18 protein-coding genes are annotated in these 18,332 nt (G+C 48.8%); 15 read left to right on the top strand and 3 right to left on the bottom strand.

Features of this window, described 5'->3' with window-relative positions:
• Positions 1 to 6 precede the first annotated feature (6 nt).
• The 8 genes from GCU39_RS19055 to GCU39_RS19020 are packed head-to-tail and all read left to right on the top strand — an operon-like array spanning position 7 to position 8,129.
• A complete protein-coding gene (locus tag GCU39_RS19055; RefSeq protein ID WP_193726547.1) occupies positions 7 to 897 on the top strand; it encodes a type II secretion system F family protein in 891 nt (296 codons plus the stop codon).
• Positions 898 to 927: 30 nt separating this feature from the next.
• On the top strand, positions 928 to 1,806 hold the full coding sequence (locus GCU39_RS19050) for a type II secretion system F family protein (protein WP_152394968.1): 879 nt from the start codon (positions 928 to 930) through the stop codon (positions 1,804 to 1,806).
• 33 nt (positions 1,807 to 1,839) lie between these two features.
• Positions 1,840 to 2,031 (top strand): Flp1 family type IVb pilin, encoded by a 192-nt coding sequence (locus tag GCU39_RS19045; RefSeq protein WP_321575588.1) that lies wholly within the window; start codon positions 1,840 to 1,842, stop codon positions 2,029 to 2,031.
• 7 nt (positions 2,032 to 2,038) lie between these two features.
• Complete coding sequence (locus GCU39_RS19040) at positions 2,039 to 2,737, top strand: pilus assembly protein (RefSeq protein WP_152394967.1); 699 nt, start codon at positions 2,039 to 2,041, stop codon at positions 2,735 to 2,737.
• Positions 2,738 to 2,744: 7 nt separating this feature from the next.
• On the top strand, positions 2,745 to 5,063 hold the full coding sequence (locus GCU39_RS19035; protein WP_152394966.1) for a hypothetical protein: 2,319 nt from the start codon (positions 2,745 to 2,747) through the stop codon (positions 5,061 to 5,063).
• Positions 5,064 to 5,097: 34 nt separating this feature from the next.
• Entirely contained in the window at positions 5,098 to 6,042 is a 945-nt protein-coding gene (locus GCU39_RS32050) for a TadE/TadG family type IV pilus assembly protein (RefSeq protein WP_152394965.1), read from the top strand.
• Entirely contained in the window at positions 6,039 to 6,488 is a 450-nt protein-coding gene (locus GCU39_RS19025) for an A24 family peptidase (RefSeq protein ID WP_227793268.1), read from the top strand. Before GCU39_RS32050 ends, GCU39_RS19025 begins: the two co-directional genes overlap by 4 nt.
• Before the next feature lie 18 nt (positions 6,489 to 6,506).
• Entirely contained in the window at positions 6,507 to 8,129 is a 1,623-nt protein-coding gene (locus GCU39_RS19020) for a DUF6382 and FHA domain-containing protein (protein WP_193726546.1), read from the top strand.
• Here the strand turns inward: GCU39_RS19020 and GCU39_RS19015 are convergent.
• Positions 8,126 to 9,034 carry a TIGR01777 family oxidoreductase gene (locus tag GCU39_RS19015; protein ID WP_152394963.1) on the bottom strand — a complete coding sequence of 303 codons (909 nt, stop codon included), beginning with the start codon at positions 9,032 to 9,034 and terminating at the stop codon, positions 8,126 to 8,128. The genes GCU39_RS19020 and GCU39_RS19015 overlap by 4 nt on opposite strands.
• Before the next feature lie 26 nt (positions 9,035 to 9,060).
• A complete protein-coding gene (locus GCU39_RS19010; protein WP_152394962.1) occupies positions 9,061 to 9,534 on the bottom strand; it encodes a DUF2621 family protein in 474 nt (157 codons plus the stop codon).
• A 142-nt stretch (positions 9,535 to 9,676) separates the two neighbouring features.
• On the opposite strand from GCU39_RS19010, the gene GCU39_RS19005 reads away from it, so the two are divergent.
• The 4 genes from GCU39_RS19005 to ppnP all read left to right on the top strand — a co-directional run bounded on the left by GCU39_RS19005 (position 9,677) and on the right by ppnP (position 14,265).
• Complete coding sequence (locus GCU39_RS19005; RefSeq protein WP_152397326.1) at positions 9,677 to 10,798, top strand: deoxyribonuclease IV; 1,122 nt, start codon at positions 9,677 to 9,679, stop codon at positions 10,796 to 10,798.
• Between the two features lie 21 nt (positions 10,799 to 10,819).
• Positions 10,820 to 11,680: a formyltetrahydrofolate deformylase gene (gene purU, locus GCU39_RS19000; RefSeq protein ID WP_152394961.1), complete on the top strand. Its 861-nt coding sequence runs from the start codon at positions 10,820 to 10,822 to the stop codon at positions 11,678 to 11,680.
• A gap of 194 nt (positions 11,681 to 11,874) precedes the next feature.
• Positions 11,875 to 13,890: a transketolase gene (gene tkt / locus GCU39_RS18995; RefSeq protein WP_152394960.1), complete on the top strand. Its 2,016-nt coding sequence runs from the start codon at positions 11,875 to 11,877 to the stop codon at positions 13,888 to 13,890.
• 48 nt (positions 13,891 to 13,938) lie between these two features.
• On the top strand, positions 13,939 to 14,265 hold the full coding sequence (gene ppnP / locus GCU39_RS18990; RefSeq protein ID WP_152394959.1) for a pyrimidine/purine nucleoside phosphorylase: 327 nt from the start codon (positions 13,939 to 13,941) through the stop codon (positions 14,263 to 14,265).
• Between the two features lie 91 nt (positions 14,266 to 14,356).
• Here ppnP and GCU39_RS18985 read toward each other — a convergent pair whose 3' ends face one another.
• On the bottom strand, positions 14,357 to 15,244 hold the full coding sequence (locus GCU39_RS18985) for an NAD(P)-dependent oxidoreductase (protein WP_152394958.1): 888 nt from the start codon (positions 15,242 to 15,244) through the stop codon (positions 14,357 to 14,359).
• 235 nt (positions 15,245 to 15,479) lie between these two features.
• On the opposite strand from GCU39_RS18985, the gene GCU39_RS18980 reads away from it, so the two are divergent.
• From GCU39_RS18980 to GCU39_RS18970, 3 genes are all read left to right on the top strand, one after another.
• Positions 15,480 to 16,835, top strand: coding sequence for a glucose-6-phosphate isomerase (locus GCU39_RS18980; protein WP_152394957.1), 1,356 nt, complete (start codon positions 15,480 to 15,482; stop codon positions 16,833 to 16,835).
• Between the two features lie 131 nt (positions 16,836 to 16,966).
• A complete protein-coding gene (locus GCU39_RS18975; protein WP_152394956.1) occupies positions 16,967 to 17,599 on the top strand; it encodes a YigZ family protein in 633 nt (210 codons plus the stop codon).
• 11 nt (positions 17,600 to 17,610) lie between these two features.
• Positions 17,611 to 18,210 (top strand): TetR/AcrR family transcriptional regulator, encoded by a 600-nt coding sequence (locus GCU39_RS18970; RefSeq protein WP_152394955.1) that lies wholly within the window; start codon positions 17,611 to 17,613, stop codon positions 18,208 to 18,210.
• Positions 18,211 to 18,332 lie beyond the last annotated feature (122 nt).

Here is an 18,332-nt window from a genome sequence, read left to right as displayed (position 1 = left end):
AGATGAATGAACATATTAGTCTTGGCGTTCATCGCTGCTGCGGCTACAGGCGCGTTCTTCGTAGTGCAGGAACGGATGCGGCGACGTCGGTTGAAGGGTGAGAATGATGACCGAGTGGCATCGTCGCCGGAATTCGGAGGGCACATGCCTGACGGGTTATCGATCTATACCGAGTATAAGCTGTCTCAGATGCAGTGGTTGATTGCGTTTGCGGGGGCGGGACTGGTCTTCAGCATCGTAGGGTATTTGTTCTACCACAGTGTTGTCGCTGCTGTGCTGTGTTTCGCTGCGGGTGCATTATATCCGAAATTCCGGCGTGAAGCGTTGCTGCTCCGTCGCCGAACCGAGCTTAGCTTGCAATTTAAGCAAGCGTTGTATTCGATTTCTTCATCCCTTGCCGCGGGAAGATCGGTCGAGAATAGCTTCCATGAGGTGATCCAAGATTTGCAGCTCTTGTATCCTGATGTGAACACTGACTTGATCCGGGAATTTCGAATCATCCGTTCACGACTTGAGAATGGAGAACCGATTGAGCAAGCTTTGCTCGATCTCAGTCAGCGGGCAGGCATCGAAGATATTACGAACTTCGCTGAAGTGTTCGCTGCATGCAAACGTACTGGCGGTGATCTTGTTGAAGTTGTGCGACGAACGTCGAATCTCATTGGAGAGAAGATGGACGTGAAGCAGGAGATTGCGGTCATGGTGGCTCAGAAGAAATTCGAATCCAAGATTATCATGATTGCGCCGGTCGGGTTCCTCGCTTTTTTGAATATGAGCTCACCAGACTATATGCAACCGATGTATCAAGGCATTGGGCTGGTTGTCTCAACGATCGTACTGATAGGGTTAACGGCCTGCTCAGCCTGGATTTTGAAGATTATGGATATCCGGGTATGATCTGTCCCCTTGGAAAGGAGGTGTAATCCCATGCCGACCCTAGGATGGGGGATCCTTGCTGTGCTGCTGTTGATCGGGTGGGGAATGTGCGGGCTGCGAGCAGGGGGGAGATTCAAGGAACGAATTCCGGAGGCGGTTCCGAATCTGAAGTTGCTGCGAATTGCACCGCCAATGCTGTATCTACTGGAAAGGATTCGTTGGATTGAACGTGTACCAGCGATCTTCTATCGCATTCAACGTGCGATGCAGGTGTTATACGGGAGCCAGGTATCAGCCGTGTATAGTGCATTGTTCATGGCGGAATTGCTGAACTATGCGCTCATTATGCTTCTGTTTGCTTGTCTGCTGCCGATGATGACGGATGGCGGTGCGGCTGGATTTGGTGCGGGACTGGTACTCGCAGTTCTGCTGCCGCTGGCTCAGTTGAAAGAACTGGACAAGCGTGTGAAGAATCGGGAACAGGAAATTTTGCTAGAGCTGCCTGAGTTTTTGAATCAAATGATCTTGCTCGTGGATGCGGGGGAGACCGTACAGCGAGCACTTACGCTCTGTGTCGATCGAAAAAGATCGCAAGTGACGCATCCGCTATACAAAGAGCTGATTCAAATGATTCATGAATGGAGCGGGGGCTATTCCTTTCAGCAGTCCTTCGAGCAATTTAGCAAACGATGCGCGGTGCAGGAAGTATCGATCTTCACGACGACCATCATGCTCAATTATCGAAGAGGAGGAGGTGAGTTCGTCGTTGCATTGCGCGATTTGTCGCGCATTCTATGGGAGAAACGGAAAGCCGTGAGCCGCGTTCGCGGGGAGGAGGCTTCCTCGAAGCTGGTGTTTCCCATGGTCGTTGTGTTTTTTTTGTTGTTGGTATTGGTGTGTACGCCAGTCTTCATGATGATGAATGCATAAGGCGAAGGGATTAACAAAGATGAGGAGTGTTGGATGATGTTTAATCTAGGGAAATCGCTTAAGGCGATCTGGAAAGAAGAAGAAGGGCTCGGAACAGTAGAAATTATTTTTATTATTGCTGTATTGGTGGTCATCGTTATCCTGTTCAGGGATCAAATCATGACTTTCATTAAGACATTGATGGGGAATGCAACAAAAGAATCGGATAAATTGTTCAGCAGATAAGCTAAGGATGCGTAACTTCAGACGGCAATTTAACAAGTTTAGTCAAGAGGAAGGCAGCTTCACCGTCGAGGCATCGATGTTGTTCCCGTTTATTTTCATGATCATTGTGGGACTGCTCTTCTTCTGTCTCTATACCTATCAGAAAGTCTTTCTTGTCTATATCGGATCGGTGGCTGCGGAACGAACGGTATATAACTGGGATAATTCCTCGAAGGAAGCTTCGACAGGCGCCTTCCCATATGGCCAGTTCGACGGCTTGTATTGGCGGTTGACGGACGACCAGACCTTGGATGTTCTATTCGGTTTAACGGGGCAGGCACTAGGAACGTCCTACGCACTTCATCGACCTGGTGACGAAGGAAGCAGTTTGCCGATCCGCAAGATGGCGAATGCATCTGCTGTCGTTCCTGAGGCCGTTCAAGGGACTATGCTGTATCAGAACCAAGGTTGGAAACGTTCGGTGACGGTGGAGGTATTGAATCCGCTGCGATTTAGGCCGCTGGAGTGGTTGGTAGGCGGGAAGGCCTCCTTGCAGACACAGGTTCGTAGTTCTGTTGTGGACCCCGTCGAATTTATTCGGACCGTAGAGTTGGTTCGATACTACGGTGCGAAGTTCAAGAACGCGGGCGGTGGAGGAGGATCGCCAGTCACCCAAGATCAAGCGAGGCAAGTGCTTGAGCAGCAGCGGAGTAAAGGCAGGAAGTAACTGGGGTATGATTCGTATTCATGGGGGAGAGAAGTTGCGTAAACAGCGAAAGAAGAACAGTGGCGCCTCAAGCATTTATCTCCCCTTTCGGGGGTTCAGGGATCAGCAGCATGGCGCTGTTACAGTATTTCTAATTATGATTGTGGCCTTTATATTTTTGTTTATTGCGGTATTTATTGATTATGCCCGGATCGCTGCTTTTCAATTTCAGACGGAGCAGCTGGCGAAATCCGGTATGCGTTCGGTAATGTCGAGTTATGAACCTATTTTGCAAGAAAAATATGGGTTGTTCGCCCAAGGTGGAGCGGATTCGAATGCCTTGTTGGCTGACGCAGTGAAACAAGCAACCGGCATGAAATCCCTCAAAGGCGTGGCTGTCCAAATACTAGATGCCACACCTGATACGCAGAGTATCGAGGGGAGTAATCAGCTGGGGCGTTATCCTGTGTTCGAGCGTCAGATTCAGGAGGATATGAAATATAAAGCACCGATTGATTTTACACTTGAGATTATCAATCGGTTGAAGCCGATGTCGCTGCAGATGAAGGAAGCATCGCGAACTACAGAGTTACTTGTATCACTCCAGAAGCAATATGAGGCAAGGGAAAAGCTGATAGATGAGGTTCTTAGGACGCAGCAGCAAGTTAGCGATCGAGTTTCCCGTGCCAATTTTGATGTCCGCTATGTAGGTGCGAATGGTCATTATAGCATCTCCGATACGATGGTAGGAACGGTTAGCCGTGCAGTCGATATTGCAGCACAATATGAAGATTATATACGGATGAAGTATGCGGACTCGATACGGGATGAGGATGAATCACCGTCCTATTCGGATGAGACATGGGGGTATGAATCGGATGTGCGCTCATTCCTGCGAGAGTTTAGAGATCTTGTAGAACGTGTGCGGCGGGAGCACGGAGAGAAGTTGCAAGCCGTGCTGCCGAAATTCGCCGAGATCAGAGCGGTCAATGAGCAGATGAAGCGGACGATCGCCGAAGCAAGGGCGCAGAACAAAGAAGCTTACGATCAGGTAGGAACAGGCAGCACACCCAATGGTGGTCTTCCAGCGCTCCCAAGCGACACATCGTCGACCATTCAGGATATTCGGAATCAAGTGGATCAATTGGTACTCCCAGATGAATTCATTCAACAATTTGAGCGGGAAGTTCAAGGACAGATGCAGGCTTTCGAGCGATTTGAACGCGTCAGTCGTGATTTTGATTCAGCCGTATCATCGGCTGTGCCAAGTACGAGCGGAAGCGCCTATCCTTTGAAGCAAGCCGTGATCCGACTTAGCCACGCGATTAATGATTATTTGAATGCTTATGTAAGGCACGGTGGTGTAAATGTACTGCAAGCTCGTGAAGCGGCTATTCTAGCCTATCGCAGCTCGGATGCCGAGCGAAAGAAGACAGAGGCCAAATCCAAAGCGAAGCTCGGTGAAGTTGCAGGGTTGTTGAAGAAGTTAAAGGAAGTAGGAGCGGGCGCGCGAAAAGGTCAGGAGCAATTCAATCAGCTGCAGCAATATTACAATGATAATTTGAACTTCAATGCAAGAGCAGCAGAACAAGAATCAAGTCAATCTAGCCTGAACGAACAGCCTGAAGACGCGAGTAAGGAATCCATGTCGATGATGGACGATTTATATGGCGGGATGGCCGGGATGCTGATCGGCTTGCGAGATGAATTCTATCGGAATGAATATGCGGTTAATCGCTTTACGAGATTTGAGCCAGAGAAGCTGAAGGAGCTATTTACCTCAAATAATATGAGCGATCAATTGGTTGGAGCCATGCAAGTGCCGAGCCAAGAACTCGAATATATTCTTTATGGTTTTCATCACCCTGGCAGTAATCTAGCGGCATCTTATGGTGAGATTTTCAGTGTTCGACTTGCGATTCGAACGATGGAAGGGCTGGTGGAATGCAGTAAGCTTGGGAATCCACTCTTAATTTTAGCTGCTGCGATTCTCTATGGGGTTGAACATGCCGTTCAGGATATGCTCGAATTGGTGAACAAGGGTGATATCGAGCTGTCCAAATATGTACCGGTGCGTCTGACGTACAAAGACTATCTTCGAATGTTCCTCATGCTGCATAGCCGCAACACTTCGATGATGTCCCGTATGCTCGCCGTCATCCAATTCAATACGAACATTAATCCGAATCAACGTGCGACGACAGTTGCTGGAGATGTCAGGGCGTCCATTCGGCTCTGGTTCTTACCTGGCGTCATGAAGACACTGCGGCTTACGCAGGTGATCTCGCAAGGCGAAGTGGAGGGGAGCCGTTACTATGTAACCAAATCAGCTGCTTTTACTTATTAAGAACTTTCCATGGCTGTTCCCAAGGAGGCGAAGCATGCTACAGCAACTCTATAAGAAGATGCGGCACCAAGAGCATGGGAGCATGACGGTTGAGGCTGCCATGGTTCTGCCGATCTTTTTGTTCTTTGTTATTTTTCTAATTTATATGATCCAGATGGTATATACCTTGATGGCACTGCAATTAACCGTCTCGAATACGGCTAAACAGCTGGCTGCCCATCTGTATCCAGTTTCTATTGTCATGGATCGCGTGGCCGCAGATTCAGGGACCGAGACAGGTAATAGAGGATCACTGACGATGGAAGAGGTTGCGCAGACGTATGACCGGATTCTGCCACCACCGATTGGCGACTGGGTGAAGAATACCGAGCTGTATCGCCGTACAGAAGATGCGATTTATCAAGCCGCAGGGGATACGCTCGTGAAGCCGCTGCTCAAGCCATACCTTCAAGAGGCCACGCTGCGTGAAGATCGAATCCATGTAACACGGTTTGCTTTTCCGAACTTGAAGACGAAGTCGAATGTCTTCGTTGCCTTAGAGCTCTCGTACACGATGCCGATGCGGATTCCGTTTCTGAATACGGAACTGGTTATACGAACTAGAGCGGCTGAACGGGCATGGATCGGTGATACATCCGGCGCAGGTGCAGGGACGGGTTCAGAGGGGGCAACGGGTCAGCCGCAAATCGTCGGGATGGAACCGAATCCGATGAAGCCCGGGTCGAACGCGACGGTACGAGTGAAAGTACAGCCAAATCAGAAGGTGCAAGTGGTCGTCTATTATAAGAGCGGGAAGAGTACGGCGAAATATTTGGGCGAGAAGACCGCCGATGCGGAGGGCAACGTGGCGTGGACATGGCGCGTATCCGGCAATACGACCAAGGGAAGTACGGTGCAGATTGTCATCGAGACGGAAGATGGTCAGAAAACAGAGATGCAGGTTGGGGTCCAAGAATCGATGAAGGAGGACAAAGGTTGACGATCATCGTAGAAGTATTATGCGCAATTTATTTATGTATTGCTTTTTATACAGATGTGACGCGTTCGAAAATCCCGAATCGATTGACGGTACCGATAGCCATTCTTGGGGTGGGTCTGCATGTCGCGACGGATAGCTGGACTGGATTTTTATATGCAATATATGGTGCAGGGGCCGGCTTTGCCATTCTATTCGTGCTCTATTTGTTCAGAGCGGTTGGGGCCGGAGACGTAAAGTTATTCGCTGCACTTGGCGCAGTAACGGGTCTGCAATTTACGCTTCAGTCTCTCATGTATTCGGTGTTATATGCTGGGGCGATTGCATTGATTATCATGTTAGTTCGACGCAAAACGTGGATATCGTTTGAAGAGGGGAAGATGCTGAAGTTTCCATTTATGTATGCTGTGCTGCCTGGCGCGGTAACTGCATTTCTATATATGCCCTGATAGGAGAGGAGGATGTGGATGATAGACTTTGGGGTTCGATTTATTCAAGATGGCTCGACGTGGATGATTCTAGAGAGAGCAGAGGGGTTAAAGGCTGGTCACATGGCGCGCCTCGAAGTGAAAATGATTCAATCTCAGGCGATTCCGCAGTTCATTCCATTGCATATGCATGAGCTGGATCTTCAGATTCAGCTTCGTTACAACATCTCCGGCAAAAGAATGCTGTCGCAATGTCTTCGTAGTGAGAAGTTGTCTCTTACGACGTACTATACGCTTCTCATGCAGCTTGTAACGATTCTGGACGATAGTCGGCGATATATGCTGCGACCAGAACAATATATTCTTCACGCCGATTATATGTTCGTGGAAGGGTCCTTGGATATGGGCTCGTTGTGGTTGTGTTATGTACCGACGCAGGAATCCATTCAGGCAGAATCGCTGCCGCATCGATTAGGCAATATGTTGACGTTGTTTATGGCCTCCGTAACGGAGCTCACGGGCAAAGGCATTCAGCAGCTGATTCATTATTGCCATGAAGACCATTTCAGTCTCCAAGGATTGAAGTCGCTGCTTCTTCAGCTTCTGACGAATGAGGAAGGCGTGCCGACGACGAAGCGACAAGATCACGCCATACGTGTCGATCGTCAGCCTGCTTTGGCGTCGAACGAATTTCCACCAGTACGCGAGTCGGTTCAATCTACAGCTAATGCAGCACAGACATTGAACAAGGGAATGAACAATCGGATGGAGCCGCATTACCCAACAGCAGATCGTGCCCGAGAGCAATTAGAAGCAGAGGATGAGGTCATTTCACCCATGCCAGCTGCATCGAAACATACGGTTTATATGATCGGCGGCATATTGTTGGTCATTGTCCTGTTATGGAAATTTCTTTATGAGGCGTATGCTTCTATCCAAGGCATGTTTTATATTACCGTAGGGCTTACGGTTCTGCTGGGGGATGCTGCTTTTCTAGCTTGGCGGGGGTATCGTCCTTCGTGGCTGTTCAAGAGGCAGACACCGCTTGCCGTAGAAGCAGGGATGGCGGATAGCCGTACGTTGAATGCGAATTCGTGGCGTTGGAACGGACAGGACGATGACGCGTCGGGCCTGTTGTTCCAAGCACCTGCTTTTACAGCGGATCGATTGACCAGTGGGCTGCGGGCAGCAGGGCAGGAAGCGAGAGCGCTGATGGAAGGACCGATACAGGATGAGCAGAGCCTCAAGTCAAGAAGAGGATTTCCAGCTGCAGCTGTGAACCATAGCTCGCAATATGAAGCAACCGTAATGCTGCATGACGGACAGACCGAAGTCCTGGCTGCGCCAACGACGGTGAAGCAACCTGTCCTGGAACGACGGCTGTCAGGGCATGGCGAGAATGAACGTATCCTCGTGAATCAGAATCATTTTATCATTGGTCGAAGCGGGGATGTTGCGCATTATCAGGATTCCTCAGCTGGCGTTTCTCGTTCTCATGTTGAGATTATTCGGACAGAGGAAGGGTATCAACTGAAAGATCTTGGATCCAAAAACGGCACCCGGCTGCTTGAGGAGCCGATGGTGCCGTATACGCCTTATCCATTAAAGGATGGGGATTGTTTTAAGATTGCGGAGTCGGAATATGTATTTCGCATAACTTAATAGGATTTATCGTTCTTCAATGCAGTGAGTGCTGTCTCAAGCGTCGGATATCGAAATTCAAACCCTTGCTGTAACGCTGCATTTGGCAACACTTGCTGCCCCTCGAGTAAGAGAATGGAGAGTTCGCCGAACAATGTCTTGAAGAGGACGGAAGGGACAGGGAACCAGTGTGGCCGATGATAAATCTTGCCGAGCGTACGCCCAAATTCATCATTTCGAACGGGTCTTGGCGCGGTTGCATTGACAGGTCCGGTAATCGTCTCATGTCGGATGCAGAAGTCGATTAATCGTACCATATCCTCGAGGTGAATCCACGAGAACCATTGCCTCCCGCTGCCTACGCGGCCACCTGCGCCGAGCAAGTAAGGCAGCTTCATGAGCGGATAGGCTCCGCCATGATTCCCCAGCACCAAACCCACACGCAGCTTCACGAGACGATCCACAGGAATCGCATCCGCGGCTTGTTCCCATCGTTCCACGACGTCGGCAAGGAAGTCGGTGATACGGTGGGGACTCGTCTCGTCGAAGACCTCCACCTCAGATGTACCATGAATCGAAATGCCCGATGCATTCACAACGACCGAGGGTTTCGGATCGAGTGACTGAACTAGTGAGGCGACGCGCGCAGCAGCCTGCAATCGAGATTGGAGTATACGGTCCTTTGCACTCGCCGTCCAGCGCTGATTGATCGATTCGCCGGTCAGATTCACGATGGCGTCCGTCCCAGAGATGAGCTGAGGCTCTGTATCTAACTGCGTCCATGTCACGTATCGAACACGTGGGTTAGCCTTGGCCCCTTCAGGAACTCTTCGCGTTATAATAATGACTTCATCCTTCCGATTCAGCCAATAGGTTGTCAGGGCCGTTCCAATGAATCCCGTTCCTCCACATATCGCGATCTTCATCGTTTTCCTCTCCCCCGCCCAATCATTTATTTATTCAATAGATGTTTATAAGGTTGATAGTCAATTTGATGTTTGTCCAAGAACGAAATTAAGCTGCGATAGTCGCGCTTCGGCGTTGCTTCAATATAGCCTTGGAGGCAATGATCGCGTGTAACTTCAGTCGCACCGCTCTCCACAGCGATCTGGCCGATCTTCGCTGCGATGGAATGCTTCGCAATATCGCGGAATGCATTTGGCACAGGCGACACAAGGAGATCGAGAAATGTTTTGGAGTCTTCTGTCCAGAGATGACGGCTTGCATCCACCCAGTGATTCTGCCAATCCAATTTCGATTTCCCATCTTGCTTCGGGAGCACCTTGAAGAATTTGCGGAACATGAAAAATCCGCCGATCGACATAAAGAAAATCAGCACAAACGTCCAGATTGCGATAAAACGCATATAACCCGTGCCTGGCATATTGTCTGCTGCAGCGAAAAATATTGTAGATTGCACTACCATCGTCACCCCACCGTTATGTAAATGCATTGCATTGCCCGAAAATAGAGCAATATTGGATATTAAGAATTATAACGTATTTCTAGCTTTATGACGATATTCAAGGTAAAATAAGGGTTGATTATTTGGAAAAGGGGTATGAATGATGTTGAAAATCGGATCACACGTATCATTTTCAGACAAAGGCTTGCTCACGGCTGCAAAAGAAGCGATTTCCTACGGCTCAAGCACATTCATGATATATACAGGCGCACCGCAGAATACACGCCGTAAAGCGATCGATTCGCTCTACATTGCTGAAGGTAGAGATGTAATGGGGCAGCATGGCATCGATGAGATTGTCGTGCATGCGCCATATATTATTAACCTCGGGTCGTACAAGCCGGATACGTTCGAGCTGGCGGTGAACTTCTTACAGGAAGAGATTCGCCGGACCCAAGCGATCGGCGTTCGCAATATCGTCCTTCATCCAGGGGCATATACCGAGAAAGACCCGGAGTACGGCATTAACCGCATTGCGGAAGGCTTGAATCTGGTACTGAACGGAACGAAAGAGCTCGACGTGAACATTGCGCTCGAGACGATGGCAGGCAAAGGGACAGAAATCGGACGCAGCTTCGAGGAGATTGCCTCGATCATTGAGAAGGTACAAGACAATCACCGCTTGACGGTCTGCATGGATACATGCCATATTCACGATGCGGGCTACGATATCGTGAACGACCTGGACGGCGTGCTGACGAAGTTCGATCAAGTGGTTGGTCTGGATCGCATCGCCGTCGTTCATATGAATGATAGTAAAAATCCGACAGGCGCAGGAAAAGACAGACATGCTCCGGTAGGGGCAGGCTGGATCGGCTATGATGCCATGAAACGCGTCATCTCCCATGAAGCGTTGGCTGGCAGACCGTTCATCCTGGAGACGCCTTGGATCGGGAAAGACGACAAAAAACAACGTCCGATGTATGAAGCCGAAATCGCGCTTCTCCGCGGTGATATTGGAGAGCGCTTTGGACAAGCTTATCTGGCGGACGTGGAGCGACTGCACGCGTTCTATGACAAAGCAGAGGTAGATCCTCGTGAGTTCGTCTTGTCGACGTGGACGACGCTTAAGAATGACGCCAAAGCGAAGAAAGCTGATCCTCGCGAACCGATGGACCGCCTCTATGATATGGTGGCAGAAGCAAGCGTGTTCCCGGAGCTGAGCGAAGAAGAGATCAATCGACGTATTATGGGATGGTTCGCTGGGAAACAACTTATTAAATAAATAGAAACAGAGGGTAGAGAGATGGATAAACAGAATCGAGCAAGAATGCTTATTTCATGCCCGGATCAGGCTGGAATTGTAGCAGCGGTATCGCGCTTTCTTTTTGACCACGGTGCCAATATCGTACAATCGGACCAATACACGATGGATCCGGAAGGCGGCATGTTCTTCATGCGCATCGAATTTGATCTGCAGCAGCTAAGCAACGTATTGCCGAAGCTGAAGCAAGATTTCGAAGAGATTGCGAGCAAATTCCAGATGAAGTGGGGGATCCACGAAGTAAGCAAGAAGAAGCGTCTCGCCATCTTTGTATCGAAGGAAGACCACTGCCTGGTGGAATTGCTATGGCAATGGCAAGCGGGAGATTTGGATGCGGATATCGCCATGGTTGTCAGCAATCATGATGACATGCGCGAATATGTGGAGCAGTTCGGTATTCCATACCACCACATTCCAGTGACGAAGGACAATAAGCCGGAGGCGGAGCGTAAGCAGATTGAGGTCGTAGACGGCAAAGCCGACGTGATCATTCTGGCGAGATACATGCAGATCATTTCTCCGAAATTTATAGAGCATTATCGGAACCAAATCATTAATATCCATCACTCGTTCTTGCCTGCCTTTGTCGGCGGCAAGCCTTATGCGCAAGCTTATACGCGCGGCGTCAAAATTATCGGCGCAACGGCTCACTATGTAACGGAAGAGCTTGACGGCGGCCCGATTATCGAGCAAGACGTGCAGCGCGTAAGCCACAGCGATGATGTGGATGATCTGAAGCGCATCGGGCGTACGATTGAACGCGTCGTTCTCGCGCGTGCCGTACATTGGCATATTGAAGACCGCGTCTTGGTACATCAGAATAAAACGGTTGTTTTCAACTAAAGACATCACATGGAATCCCCTCAATATTGAGGGGATTTTTTTCAAAAAGTGGTTATGATATTAAGGGCCAATGGGCAGATTTTCCTTGCTCAAAAAATGAGGATTGGAATGTATCGGAGATACGTGGTACAATAGTAGCAATGTAATATACTCAATTTGATATTATTAAAAGTAATGAATGGAGGAGTCACAACATGACAGCGAGCAATAAGTCTGTAGAACAGTTATCCATCGATACGATTCGTACGTTAGCGATCGATGCGATCGAGAAAGCCAATTCAGGTCACCCGGGAATGCCAATGGGTGCAGCACCAATGGGGTATGAATTATTCGCGAAAGTGATGAACCATAACCCAGCGAACCCAACGTGGATCAACCGCGACCGTTTCGTTCTATCTGCGGGACACGGTTCCATGTTATTGTACAGCTTGCTTCACTTGAGCGGCTATGATCTTCCTCTCGAAGAAATCAAAAATTTCCGTCAATGGGGAAGCTTAACACCAGGACATCCAGAGTATGGTCACACAGCAGGCGTGGATGCAACGACTGGACCACTGGGTCAAGGGATTGCGATGGCTGTCGGTATGGCGCTTGCTGAGACGCAACTCGGCGCAACGTATAACAAAGATAACTTTAAAGTTGTTGACCACTTCACTTACGCGATTTGCGGCGATGGCGACTTGATGGAAGGCGTATCCCATGAAGCAGCTTCCCTTGCAGGCCATTTGAAGCTTGGCAAATTAGTCGTTCTGTACGATTCCAATGATATTTCCCTTGATGGTAAACTAGGCTTATCGAACTCCGAGAGCGCTCAAATGCGTTTTGAAGCGTATGGCTGGCAAGTGCTTCGCGTAGAAGACGGTAATGATCTTCCGGCGCTAGAAGCAGCAATCGCAGCTGCACAACAAGAGCTGAACAAACCGACATTGATCGAAGTGAAAACGGTCATCGGTTTCGGCAGCCCGAACAAACAAGGTAAAGGCGGCCATGGCGGTACGCACGGATCTCCACTTGGCGCTGACGAGACGAAATTAACAAAAGAATTCTACGGATGGTCTTCCGAAGAGCCATTCTTCGTACCGCAAGAAGTACGTGCTCATTTCCAAGAAGTGAAAGATCGCGGTATCGCGACTAACAAAGCATGGAATGAGCAGTTTGAAGCATACAAAGCAGCTTACCCTGAACTTGCGAAGCAATTCGAGCAAGCCGTGAATGGCGAGCTTCCTGAAGGTTGGGATCGCGACCTTCCGAAATATACAGCAGCAGACAAAGCGTTGTCGACGCGTGTTGCTTCCGGTAATGCCTTGAACGGTCTTGCACCGAACGTTCCGAACTTGATGGGTGGTTCTGCAGACTTAGAGAGCTCCACGATGACTCACCTCAAAGGAATCGATGTCTACAATGCAGAGAACTATGCAGGACGTAATATCTACTTTGGCGTTCGCGAGTTCGGTATGGCAACGGCAATCAACGGTATGATGCTGCACGGCGGTGTTCGTATATACGGCGGTACATTCTTCGTATTTACCGATTACCTGCGTCCAGCAGTTCGTCTGTCTGCATTGATGGGACTTCCAGTGGTCTATGTCTTGACGCATGACTCCATCGCTGTAGGGGAAGACGGTCCTACGCATGAGCCAATCGAGCAATTGGCTTCGCTTCGTATTATTCCGAACTTGACGGTGCTTCGTCCTGCAGACGGCAACGAGACATCGGCAGCTTGGGCATACGCGGTTGAGAACCGTAAGAACCCAGTAGCGCTTGTGTTAACACGTCAGAACTTGCCAATCTTGGAGACAACGGCTGAATTGTCCCGCGAAGGCATCAAGAAAGGTGCTTATGTGGTATCTGAGGCGAGCGGTACGCCGCAAGCTCAACTTATCGCAACAGGTTCTGAGGTTCAATTGGCTGTTGCAGCCCAAAAAGCACTCGCTGAAGAAGGCATTCAAGTACGTGTTATCAGCATGCCGAGCTGGGATCTATTCGATAAGCAGTCCAAAGAATACAAGGATTCCGTTATCTTGCCTGGCGTCAAAGCACGCCTTGCGATCGAGATGGCACATCCAATGGGTTGGGAGAAATATGTTGGCGATCAAGGCGATATCCTTGGCATCTCCACATTCGGTGCTTCCGCTCCTGGCGACCGCGTGATCAAAGAATATGGCTTCACGGTTGAGAATGTTGTTAACAAAGTAAAAGCATTGTTATAAGAGGTAGTCACGAATTAAATATTGGTTCCTGGGAAAGGGAAGAGAGACATGGCGGAGAGTAAACAATTCGAGAATGTAACTGCAGTCAAAAAAGCAAATATTTATTTCGACGGTAAGGTGACGAGCCGCACCGTATTGTTCGCAGACGGAACGAAGAAGACACTCGGCATTATGCTGCCTGGGGATTACGAGTTCGGTACCGATTGCGTTGAGATTATGGAAATTCTCGCTGGGGATCTGAAAGTTCAGCTTCCTGGCAGCGATGAATGGATTCATATTCAAGGCGAAGGCGAGTTCACCGTTCCGGCGAACGCGAAATTCAAGCTGCAAATTGCTTCCGTTACGGACTATTGCTGCTCTTACATCACAGAATAACCACCGACATGTTTCATGAATATGGAAAGGGTGGCTCGTCAGTCCATCGCAGGACCTTTGACGAGCCACCCTTTTCCAAATCATGATCGATCTAGTCGCCGATACGTTTGCCGATCCATTGCTCATAGGCTTTGGCGACGGCGCTCAGGTCTTCTTCACCGAAGCCTTGAGTCTGTCCCATCTGAAGCATGCTCTTCGCTGCTTCCAGCATCGGTGTAGGAAGCTGCATCTCATCGGTAAGCTGTGAAGACAACTTCATATCCTTGAGCATGAGGTTAAGTGAGAATTGATTGCTGAAGTCATGTTCAATGATTTTGCGGCCTTTGAGTTCAGCGGCTTTACTGCCGGCGGAACCGGATTGAATGAGTTCCATGAAATTGTACATGGGCAGGTTCGCTTTGGCTGCGATCGAGAAGCCTTCGGCGAGCGCTACGTTGTTAATACCGACAATCGTATTATGTGCGAGCTTGGCGATTGAACCGCTGCCGTTCTCACCCATGTATAAGAATTTCGTGCCTAACGCTTCGAATACATCCATATGCTGCTGCATGACGGATTCTTCTCCGCCAATCATGAAGAGGAGAGTTCCGTTTACCGCTCCAGGCTTGCTACCGGTAACCGGTGCATCCAGGAAGCGTACGCCTTGCGTGGAGAGATCCTTCGATAGACGCTTCACGAGCGCAGGCGACAACGTACTGCAATCAATGATTGTCAGATTGGAATGAAGGCCTGCGAAAATTCCGTTTTCGCCGTAATAGACCTCTTCCGTTGCCTGATCGTTGCTGATAATGGATATGAGAACATCCGATGCTTGCGCAGCTTCTGCTGGTGTATTGGCAACCTTTGCGCCAAGTGCACGTGATTCTTCTGTTTTGGATGCTGTACGGTTATATACCGTTACGGCAAACCCTTTGCTTAGTAGATTTGCGACCATCGGGGCCCCCATGGTCCCGAGTCCAATAAAACCGATGTTTTTCATCAGGCTCACCTCGTCCTTACACATTGTAGTCAAACGCTTAGATCATTTTACCACAATCGTATAGTTAAAGTTTCGAGGAAACGAGTTTTGTCTACATTGGATAAAAGTTGCAAGAAGTGCATCGTCTGAACTTGTATTATTGGCGGAAATCCAGTATCCTAATGCTAACCGATAATGTGACGGTTTAAAGGACGAAAGTTTATAGAGAAAAAAAGAATGGCTAGGAGGAAATACCATGAGTAGAAAAATCCAGTTTGATTACAGCAAAGCAGCAGCATTCGTAGGGCAACATGAAGTCGATTATTTCGCAGAACCGATTCGTCTTGCTCATGAACAGCTTCATAATAAGTCCGGCGTAGGTTCCGACTTCTTAGGTTGGATCGACTTGCCATTTAATTATGATAAAGAAGAATTCGCACGCATTAAGAAATCCGCAGAGCAAATTCAATCGGATTCCGAAGTCTTAGTTGTCATCGGGATCGGCGGTTCATACCTTGGCGCACGTGCAGCGATCGAAATGCTGTCGCATTCCTTCTATAACATGCTTCCAAAAGAAGAACGCAAAACGCCAGAAATTTACTTCGCAGGGAACAACATCAGCTCGAACTATGTGAATCATCTGATTCAATTGATCGGCGATCGCGACTTCTCCGTGAATGTTATCTCGAAATCTGGTACAACAACAGAGCCAGCGATTGCATTCCGCGTATTCCGCGCATTGCTCGAGAAGAAATATGGCAAGGAAGGCGCTCGCAAACGCATCTACGCGACAACAGATCGTGAGAAAGGCGCGTTGAAGAAGCTCTCGAATGAAGAAGGCTACGAGACATTCGTGATTCCTGACGATGTAGGCGGCCGGTACTCCGTATTAACAGCCGTTGGTCTACTTCCAATTGCGGTAGCAGGCATCAACATCGATGAGATGATGCAAGGTGCTGCCGATGCAGCAACAGAATATAACAACCCGAATGTTGCGGAGAACCAAGCGTACCAATATGCTGCTGTTCGTAACGCGCTCTATCGCAAAGGTAAAGCGATCGAAATCCTTGTGAACTATGAGCCGGCACTTCACTTCGTATCCGAATGGTGGAAGCAATTGTACGGCGAGAGCGAAGGAAAAGACTACAAAGGCATCTATCCGGCATCCGTTGATTTCTCGACAGATCTTCACTCGATGGGACAATTCATTCAAGAAGGATCCCGCAACCTGTTCGAGACGATCATCCAAGTGGAAGAAGTGCCATCCCACATTACGATCGAGAGCGATCCAGATGATTTGGACGGCTTGAACTTCCTAACAGGCAAGACAATGGACTTCGTGAACAAGAAGGCCTTCCAAGGTACGATGCTTGCGCATACAGACGGCCATGTGCCGAACTTGATCGTGACGATTCCGGATATGACACCTTACGCATTCGGATCGCTCGTGTATTTCTTTGAAATTGCTTGTGGTATCAGCGGCTACTTGTCCGGCGTCAATCCATTTGACCAACCAGGCGTAGAAGCCTATAAGAAGAACATGTTCGCACTTCTTGGTAAGCCAGGATATGAAAAAGAAAAAGCGGAGCTCGAATCGAGACTTTCCGAATAATCTTGAACCAGGCAGCAACCAGATAAGGATCATGTCAAGAAGCAGTTCACGGCAGCGTGGACTGCTTTCTTGGAATATATAAGTCTACAAATTGTTTCTCTTTTTGTAGTATTAGCAGAGGATGATCAGTCATGTTAGATCGATATAAGACGGTTAGGGCGTTTGGCAGTAAGGAGATCGTCATTAAGAAGTCACGGTTCATCGGTTACGGCAGACCTGTTGCGACGGAAGATGAAGCGATTCGTTTTATTGATGAGATCAAGAAATTGCACTGGAATGCCACACATAACTGTTCCGCCTATATGATCGGCGAGCGTGATGAAATTCAGAAGCAATCGGATGACGGTGAGCCAAGCGGCACAGCCGGAAAGCCGATTCTGGAAGTCTTGAAGAATCAAGGTTTGAAAAATGTTGCCATCGTCGTGACGCGTTACTTCGGCGGAATCATGTTAGGTGCAGGCGGACTTGTCCGGGCCTATACAGACGGTGCTGTGGCTGCGATCGAAGCAGCGGAGTCGATTACGAAGGTGCTGCATCAGGAAGTATTCGTGGAAGTGGAATACACTTGGCTGGGGAAGCTTGAGAATGAACTCCGAAATCGCGGCATGCGAATGGGCGAGACAGCGTTCACCGATAAGGTTGCCTTGCGGTGCTTGCCAGAGGCGAAGGATACGGATGACTTCATCGCATGGATGACGGATTTAACGCAAGGTCAAGGATTGATAACGATTGGAGAACAGGTGTATTTCATCGAGGGAGAATAGGAGAAAAGGGTATGGCGAGAAGAGCAGTTGAGCAGGAGCTCACCCGGGAACGCATATTGGAAGTCGCTCGGCATTTATTCGTAACCAAAGGGTATCGTGCGATCTCGATGCGTAGCATCGGACAGCAACTTGGTTACAGCCATGGGTCATTATATTATCATTTTAAAGAAAAAGCTGAACTGTTCTATGCACTCGTCGTAGAGGATTTCAATGCGTTGATCCGTGTCATGGAACGTGTCTATACCCATGCGCCAGGAGAAGGCATTGCGAAGCTGGAACATGTCATGCTTGAGTTAATCCGGTTCGGTCTTGAGAAGCCGCATCATTATGAGATTATGTTCCTCATGCGTGAAGAAGAGATGCTGGCTTATTGCAGAACGGAGCAAGCTCGCAGTCTGGAATTGTTCTCTGTCATCGTTCGTCAAAGTATGGGACCTAAACATCCCGAGACGTTAAAGCTTACGCTCCCATTAACGCTATTTTTATCCGTACATGGATTCATTTCGTATTATATTCAGGATCGCGTCTCATTTGACGACGTAAAGCCCGCGGCCTTATCCCACATTCAATCATTATTGAAAATCATTGAATCACCTGCGATTCAACCATAGCAGCCGATTACCCGATAAGGGTGGTCGGTTTTTTCATGTTTGCGTGGAGATAGCATAATAGGCATTCACACATCATAAGGAAAACGAATAGAATGCATTAGAAAACCTGATAAACGGATATG

The organism is Paenibacillus guangzhouensis, from assembly GCF_009363075.1.
Classification (GTDB): Bacteria; Bacillota; Bacilli; order Paenibacillales; family Paenibacillaceae; genus Paenibacillus_K; species Paenibacillus_K guangzhouensis.
The sequence above is the reverse complement of the archived record's forward strand: the minus strand, read 5'-3'. Positions and strand labels throughout refer to the sequence as shown.